7 protein-coding genes are annotated in these 6,001 nt (G+C 69.9%); 2 read left to right on the forward strand and 5 right to left on the reverse strand.

From position 1 onward, the window contains the following. Positions 1 to 949, reverse strand: a 949-nt coding sequence (locus tag AC1DO7_RS38680) for a DUF58 domain-containing protein (RefSeq protein WP_477117376.1), incomplete at its 3' end; no start/stop codon positions are given. Between the two features lie 6 nt (positions 950 to 955). After that, positions 956 to 1,876, reverse strand: a complete 921-nt coding sequence (locus AC1DO7_RS38685) for an AAA family ATPase (RefSeq protein WP_477117377.1) — start codon at positions 1,874 to 1,876, stop codon at positions 956 to 958. Positions 1,877 to 2,056: 180 nt separating this feature from the next. Here AC1DO7_RS38685 and AC1DO7_RS38690 point away from each other — a divergent pair, with 180 nt between their 5' ends. Beyond that, the gene (locus tag AC1DO7_RS38690; RefSeq protein ID WP_477117378.1) at positions 2,057 to 2,905 is read left to right on the forward strand and encodes a phytanoyl-CoA dioxygenase family protein; all 849 of its coding nucleotides are present in this window, start codon (positions 2,057 to 2,059) and stop codon (positions 2,903 to 2,905) included. A gap of 10 nt (positions 2,906 to 2,915) precedes the next feature. Here AC1DO7_RS38690 and AC1DO7_RS38695 read toward each other — a convergent pair whose 3' ends face one another. Then, a complete protein-coding gene (locus AC1DO7_RS38695; RefSeq protein WP_441650232.1) occupies positions 2,916 to 3,761 on the reverse strand; it encodes an IclR family transcriptional regulator in 846 nt (281 codons plus the stop codon). A 153-nt stretch (positions 3,762 to 3,914) separates the two neighbouring features. Between AC1DO7_RS38695 and AC1DO7_RS38700 the strand changes: the two genes are divergently transcribed. Continuing rightward, the gene (locus AC1DO7_RS38700) at positions 3,915 to 4,838 is read left to right on the forward strand and encodes a LysR family transcriptional regulator (RefSeq protein ID WP_477117379.1); all 924 of its coding nucleotides are present in this window, start codon (positions 3,915 to 3,917) and stop codon (positions 4,836 to 4,838) included. A gap of 136 nt (positions 4,839 to 4,974) precedes the next feature. Here the strand turns inward: AC1DO7_RS38700 and AC1DO7_RS38705 are convergent, their stop codons facing one another. Both AC1DO7_RS38705 and AC1DO7_RS38710 read right to left on the reverse strand, forming a co-directional pair. Then, on the reverse strand, positions 4,975 to 5,253 hold the full coding sequence (locus tag AC1DO7_RS38705) for a hypothetical protein (protein WP_441621858.1): 279 nt from the start codon (positions 5,251 to 5,253) through the stop codon (positions 4,975 to 4,977). Positions 5,254 to 5,551: 298 nt separating this feature from the next. Next, the coding region (locus AC1DO7_RS38710; RefSeq protein ID WP_477117380.1) for a YggT family protein at positions 5,552 to 6,001 on the reverse strand (450 nt) is incomplete at its 5' end.

A 6,001-nucleotide genomic window follows, 5' to 3' on the forward strand; every position in this document is an offset into this window, starting at 1 on the left:
GCCGCAGGCCGATCTCCACTGCATCGCCCGCGGCCAGTACCCATGCGCACAGGCGCGACAGCCGTGCCTCGTTGCCCAGGGCGGGCGGCATCGAATGCCATTCGAGCCAGCAGGACGGCTGGCTGCCGGACTGCCCGGTGCGACTCAGCCAGCGCCCGGTGCGCGCGCTGTGCTTCCAGGCGATGCGGTGTAGCGGGTCGCCGCTACGGTAGCGCCGCAACTGGTCGGTACCGTCGTCCGACACCAGCGTGGACGCGCCATCCTCGTCCGCCTGCGTGGCGAACGGCAGCGGCGGTGCGCCGGCCTCGGGCAGCGGGTAGACCAGGGCGGCCAGCGGCAGGTCGGCGTAACTCCATACCCGGAAGAGGTTGAACGGAAAGCGGCTCGACAGCGTCACGCGCGGCAGCGCAAGCCAGCCGCGCCGGCTGGTGGGCAGCCGCAGCGTGAGCGTGCCCGCGGTGCCGCGCGCCAGGCTCAGGCTGGCCGGCGGCGCTCCGGCCTGCGCCGGCAGCGTGGCTTCGATGCCGATGCGCACCGGCGCATCGTCGCCGGCGACGCCCGCCACGCGCAGGCTGAACGCAGCGGACTCGCCGACGAAGACCGGCGCGGCGCTGGCGCCGGCCACGGTCATGTCGAGCAGGTTGCGGTAGGCCTGCCACATGCAAGCCATGCCGATGCCGCCCAGCAGGAAGGTGAGGGCGAAGCCGAGGCTGATGTTGTAGTTGAGCGAAGTCAGCAGCATGGCCAGCAGCAGCAATGCAAAGCCGAGGCCCGCGCGGCTGGGCAGGATATAGAGATGCTGGCGGTCGAGCGTCACCACGCCTTGCCGGGGCGCGCGCCTGCGCCGCAGCCACGGCGCCGTGGCTGAGGGCCATGGCTTGCGGCCCGGCGCACGTGCCGGGGACGGCCGCGGCGGGCTATGCGGCGAGAGCGGCCGGCTGCGCGACATCGCGGCTCAGGGAATGGCAACGTCGGCCAGCAGCCGCGCGATGGTCTCCTGTCCCGCGCCGGCGCCGCTCGCGGGCAGCAGCCGGTGGCCGGCCACCGGCTCGAACACCGCCTGCACGTCTTCCGGCAACACCATGTCGCGCTGGTGGAGCAGGGCCCAGGCCCGCGCGCAGGCCAGCAGCGCAAGGCCGGCGCGCGGCGACAGCCCGGCCGCAAAGCCAGGATGCGCGCGGGTGGCCTGCACCAGCGCCAGCGCATAGTCCACCAGGGCGGGGCCGGCATAGACCTGCGCCGCGGCCTGCTGCAGCGCCGCCACCTGGTCCGAATCCATCACGGGAGCGGCGGCCGCGGGCGCCGCGCCGCCGAGGTACAGCACACGCTCGAAGGCCGCATCGGGGTAGCCCAGCGACAGCCGCATGGTGAAGCGGTCGAGCTGCGACTCGGGCAGCGCGTGGGTGCCGATCTGGTCCAGCGGATTCTGCGTGGCGATGACGAAGAACGGCGAGGGCAGCGCATGCGTGACGCCATCGTGCGTGACCTGGCCTTCGGCCATGGCTTCGAGCAAGGCGCTCTGCGTCTTGGSCGWGGCGCGGTTGATTTCGTCGGCGAGTACCACCTGCGCGAAGACCGGCCCGCGATGGAAGCGGAATTCGGCGCTGTCGCGCATATACACGGAGACGCCGATCAGGTCCGCCGGGAGCAGGTCGCTGGTGAACTGCACGCGCTGGAACTGCAGGCCGAGCGTGCGCGCCAGCGCATGGGCCAGCGTGGTCTTGCCCACGCCGGGCAGGTCCTCGAGCAGCAGGTGGCCGCGCGCCAGCATGCAGGCCAGCGCCAGGCGGAGTTGCCGGGGCTTGCCCAGGACGATGCGGCCAAGCTGGGCTTCCGCCTCGGAGAGCGAGGCGACGATGCGGGGGCGAGCGGTCACTGGAGGCCTGCGGGTCGGATCGAGGACCCGGCCATTGTAGCGGCGCGCGTGTACCGGGGAACAGTCTGTTTGCGCACGTAGCGAGGGCTACTGGCGGGCCGGCTTGCGCCAGATCACGCCGGATGGCGCGGCTTCTGGCATTATCGAAGCTGTCAGCCCTGCCAACCCACATCCGCTGCAATGAACTYCCCCCTCGCCGCATCCCCGGGCGCCGCTGCTTCGGCGGCAGCCCAGGCCTCCGCCATCGTTCCCGCTCCCGCCGAACTGGAAGCGCTGAACCGTGCCTTCCATGCCGATGGCTTTATCGTGCTGCGTGGCTTTGCGCCGCCCGAAGTCTGCGACCGCCTCGAGCAGGTCACGCGCGCGCAACTGGCCCAGGCGGCAGCGCCGGTGGAATACGAAGCCGAACTCGGTTATCCGGGCGCGCCGGCCAGCCGCGATGCGGCGGGCGGCGGCACCGTGCGCCGCCTGCGCCAGGCTTACGGGCGCGACGAAGCCTTCCGCCAGTGGGCAAGCGACCCCGCGGTGACGCAGGTCGTGTCGACGCTGCTGGGCGAGCCGGTCTGCCTGACGCTGGCGCACCACAACTGCGTGATGACCAAGCATCCGCACTATGGCAGCCAGACCGGCTGGCACCGCGATACGCGCTACTGGTCGTTCGCCAGTCCTGAACTGGTGACGGTGTGGCTGGCGCTGGGGCGCGAGGACGAGAGCAACGGCGTGCTGCGCGTGATTCCCGGCTCGCACACGGTGGCGCTGGAACCGGGGCAGCTCGACGCGGCGGAGTTCCTGATCGAATCRCACCCGGCCAGCCAGGCTTTGCTGCGCGGCGTGCGGCCGCTGGCGCTGGCGCGCGGCGACGTGCTGTTCTTCGACAGCCGGCTGTTCCACAGCGCGGGCCGGAACAGTTCCGAGGCGGTCAAGCTGTCCGCGGCCTTCGCGTATTTCGGCGCCAGCAACCATCCGTTGCCGGGCACGCGCTCGGCCGAGTTCGGCAGCGTCGCGCTGCCCGCGGGCGAGGCGCGCTGAGCGCGCTCTCTCAGGTTCGCAGGCTGATCAGGTTCGAGATCTTCTCGGACGCCGCCAGCAGCGGCGGCAGGAAACTGGCGGCCATCTCGTCGGCGCTGGTGCGGTTGGCCTGGCCGCTGATATTGATGGCGGCGATGATCTGTCCCGCGCGGTTGCGGATGGGCGCCGCCAGCGACACCAGGCCCTCCTCGAGTTCCTGATCGTTGAGCGCCCAGCCGCGCTCGCGGATGCCGGCGACGATGGTCTTGAGTGCCGCGGGATCGGTGACCGTGCGACTGGTGCGGGCGCGCAGGTCGGAGGCGCCCAGCACGCGCTCCAGCTCCGCGTCCGGCAGGCCGGCCAGCAGCACGCGGCCCATCGACGAGCAATAGGCCGGCAGGCGGCTGCCGATGGACAGGTTGATGGTCATGATCTTGCGTGCCGGCACGCGCAGCACGTAGACGATCTCGGTGCCATCGAGCACCGAGATCGAACAGCTCTCGTGCACCTCCTGCGAAAGCGCCTCCATGATCGGCTCGGCCAGGTTCCAGAACGGCATCGAGGTCAGGTAGGCGAAGCCGAGGTCCAGGATCTTGGGCGTCAGGCGGAACAGGCGCCCGTCGGCGCGCACATAGCCCAGCCCCACCAGCGTCAGCAGGATCCGGCGCGCGCCGGCGCGCGTCAGGCCGCTGGCCTGAGCGATCTCGCTCAGCGTCTGGGCCGGATGCTGGGCATCGAAGGCGCGGATGACCGAAAGGCCGCGTGCGAAGGACTGCACATAGGTATCGCTCGGTTTTTCCTGGGCCGGTGCTGCGGGGTCCGCGCCGGCGCCGGCGGCAGGGTTGGCTGGATTGTCTGGAGCGGCAGGGCTGGCCATCGGTCGGTTCGGCCGAACGCCGAATATGCACGGAAAGGCCGAAAGGGTAGAGGAAATGCGCGCCGCGCGCCAGTGTTGCCCTGCGCGGCCGCAGCGCGTGCCGCATAATGGCGCGCGTCTGGAAACATAGTTTGGAAAAGGAAGACCGGCCTGGTGAACGAGACAATCCAGTGGAACGATTGGGAAGCCTTCTGCTGCGTGGTCGAGCAAGGCACTTTCACGGCAGCGGCCGAGCAGCTCGACTGCCCGAAGTCCCGGGTCTCGGCGGCGGTGGCACGGCTGGAAGCCGCCATCGGAGCCAAGCTGCTGCAGCGTACCACCCGGCGCATGCGTCTGACCGACGCCGGCAGCGCCGTGTACCGCGATGTGGCGCCGCTGTTCGCGCGGCTGCGCGAGATCCGGCAGGAAACGCTGGCGCGCGAGGAGCGCGTGCAAGGCGTGCTGCGTATCGCCACGCCGTACGAGTTCGGTGCGCAGCGCCTGGGCGGCGTGATCTGTCATACGCTTGCCGCCCACCCGGCCCTCGATGTGAAGGTGGAAATCTGCCAGGGCATGGTCGATCCCATCCGTGACGGCTTCGATGTCGCCTTCGTCGCGGTCGATAACGACCTGCCCGACTCCGGCACGGTGGCGCGGCGCATCTATCACGTCGAACGTGGCTTGTTCGCGGCGCCGGCGCTGGCCGCCAGCCTGCCGCAGCAACTGCAACCGGAGGACCTGTCCAACCTGCCCACGCTGACCACGCCCRGGGACGGGATGTGGGAGTTCATGCGTGGCGAGGAACGCGTGTCCGTGCCGATCCGCCCGCGCATGCAGACTTCCAACGCGGAATTGCGCCTGCAAGGGGCGCTGGCCGGACTTGGCATCGCGCGGTTGTCAGAGGCTTATTGCGAGGCGGAGGTCGCGCAGGGGCGGCTGGTCAAGGTCATGCCGGACTTCCTGACGCCGCCGCTCCGGGTCTTTGCCCTGCTGCCGGACCGCAGGCTGCAGCCGCGCAAGGTACGCGTGTTCATGGAAGCCGTGGAGGCCATGATGGCGGCCTCCGACCTGCAGGGCCAGCTGCGCGAGGACGGCTGAGCTGCTGCGGCGCGCCCAAAACGAAACAGCCGCGCCCGGCCCGTGAGGGCTGGCGCGGCTGCATGACCGGCTGGCAGGCCGGCCTTGGCCTGCTGCTGTTGTCTCTTCCGTCCCGGGGGATGCCGTTGTGCTGTGCTCAGGCGCCGTCGCTGAAGCTGCTGCGCGCATCGCTCACGCTGCGGGCACCGTCGGTGAACGCATCGCGCTGGCCGGTCAGCGCGCCATCGGTGAACGGGTCGCGCGGGCCTTGGCGTGCGCCGTCGGTGAAAGCGTCGATCTGGCGGCCGATGCTGCCGTCCAGGCGGGCCAGGTCCGAGACCGGCGTGCTGGCGTGCGCGGAAGCGGCGGCCAGCGACAGGCCAATGGCGCAGAGTAGGGTTGCGGCGAGGGTGCGGGGCTGTGCGAGGGTCTTCATGGAGCTTTTCTTCCTGGGCTTATCGTGATGCTTAGTGGCGTGCGCCACGTTGCCCGTAATGTATGCTGCCGGCTTCCCAGGAAAAAGCCCTAATCCTCGAAACACTGTCCAACGTCATGGACAATGGTAGTCCTGCATGCCGCTGGCGACGGGCCAGGCGAAGGCTCGCCGGCGCCCCGGCAGGCACCTTTGGCAGCCCCTCAGCGTCAATTCAAGTGTTCTGGGCTGCTCATGCGCCACTCGCGCCCCGCCAATGTGTCCTTCAGAGCCCGAATCAGAGCCCGAATCAGAGCCCGAATCAGAGCCCGAATCGGGCGCCGAACAGCCCCGCGCCCAGGCGGGCGATGATCATCAGCAGGATCTGCGCGATCACGAACAGCACCAGCGGCGAGATATCGAAGCCGCCCAGGCGCGGCACCACGCGGCGGATCGGGCGCAGCAGCGGTTCGGTCAGGTGGTTGATGGCAGGGGTGACCGGCGAATGCGGGTTCACCCACGACAGGATGGCCATCAGCAACGTGACCCACATCACCATGCTGATGCCCCATTTCAGCACGTTGAGCAGCGAGATGAACACCAGCAGCGGCAGCAGGGTGGACGGATCGGCGCCCGACAGCATGATCACCAGCAGCAGGAACACGATCGCGGTCAGCCATGCGCCCAGCAGCGTGGCCCAGTCGATGCCACCCAGGCCGGGGATGATCCGGCGCAACGGCCGCACCAGCCAGTCCGTGATCTGGAATACACC

The organism is Cupriavidus sp. 05N40, from assembly GCF_056397305.1.

Excerpts from the sequence above, each read along its gene's own strand:
- AC1DO7_RS38695 (WP_441650232.1), bottom strand. The coding sequence starts at position 3,761 with ATGGCCAGCCCTGCCGCTCCAGACAATCCAGCCAACCCTGCCGCCGGC.
- AC1DO7_RS38705 (WP_441621858.1), bottom strand. The coding sequence starts at position 5,253 with ATGAAGACCCTCGCACAGCCCCGCACCCTCGCCGCAACCCTACTCTGC.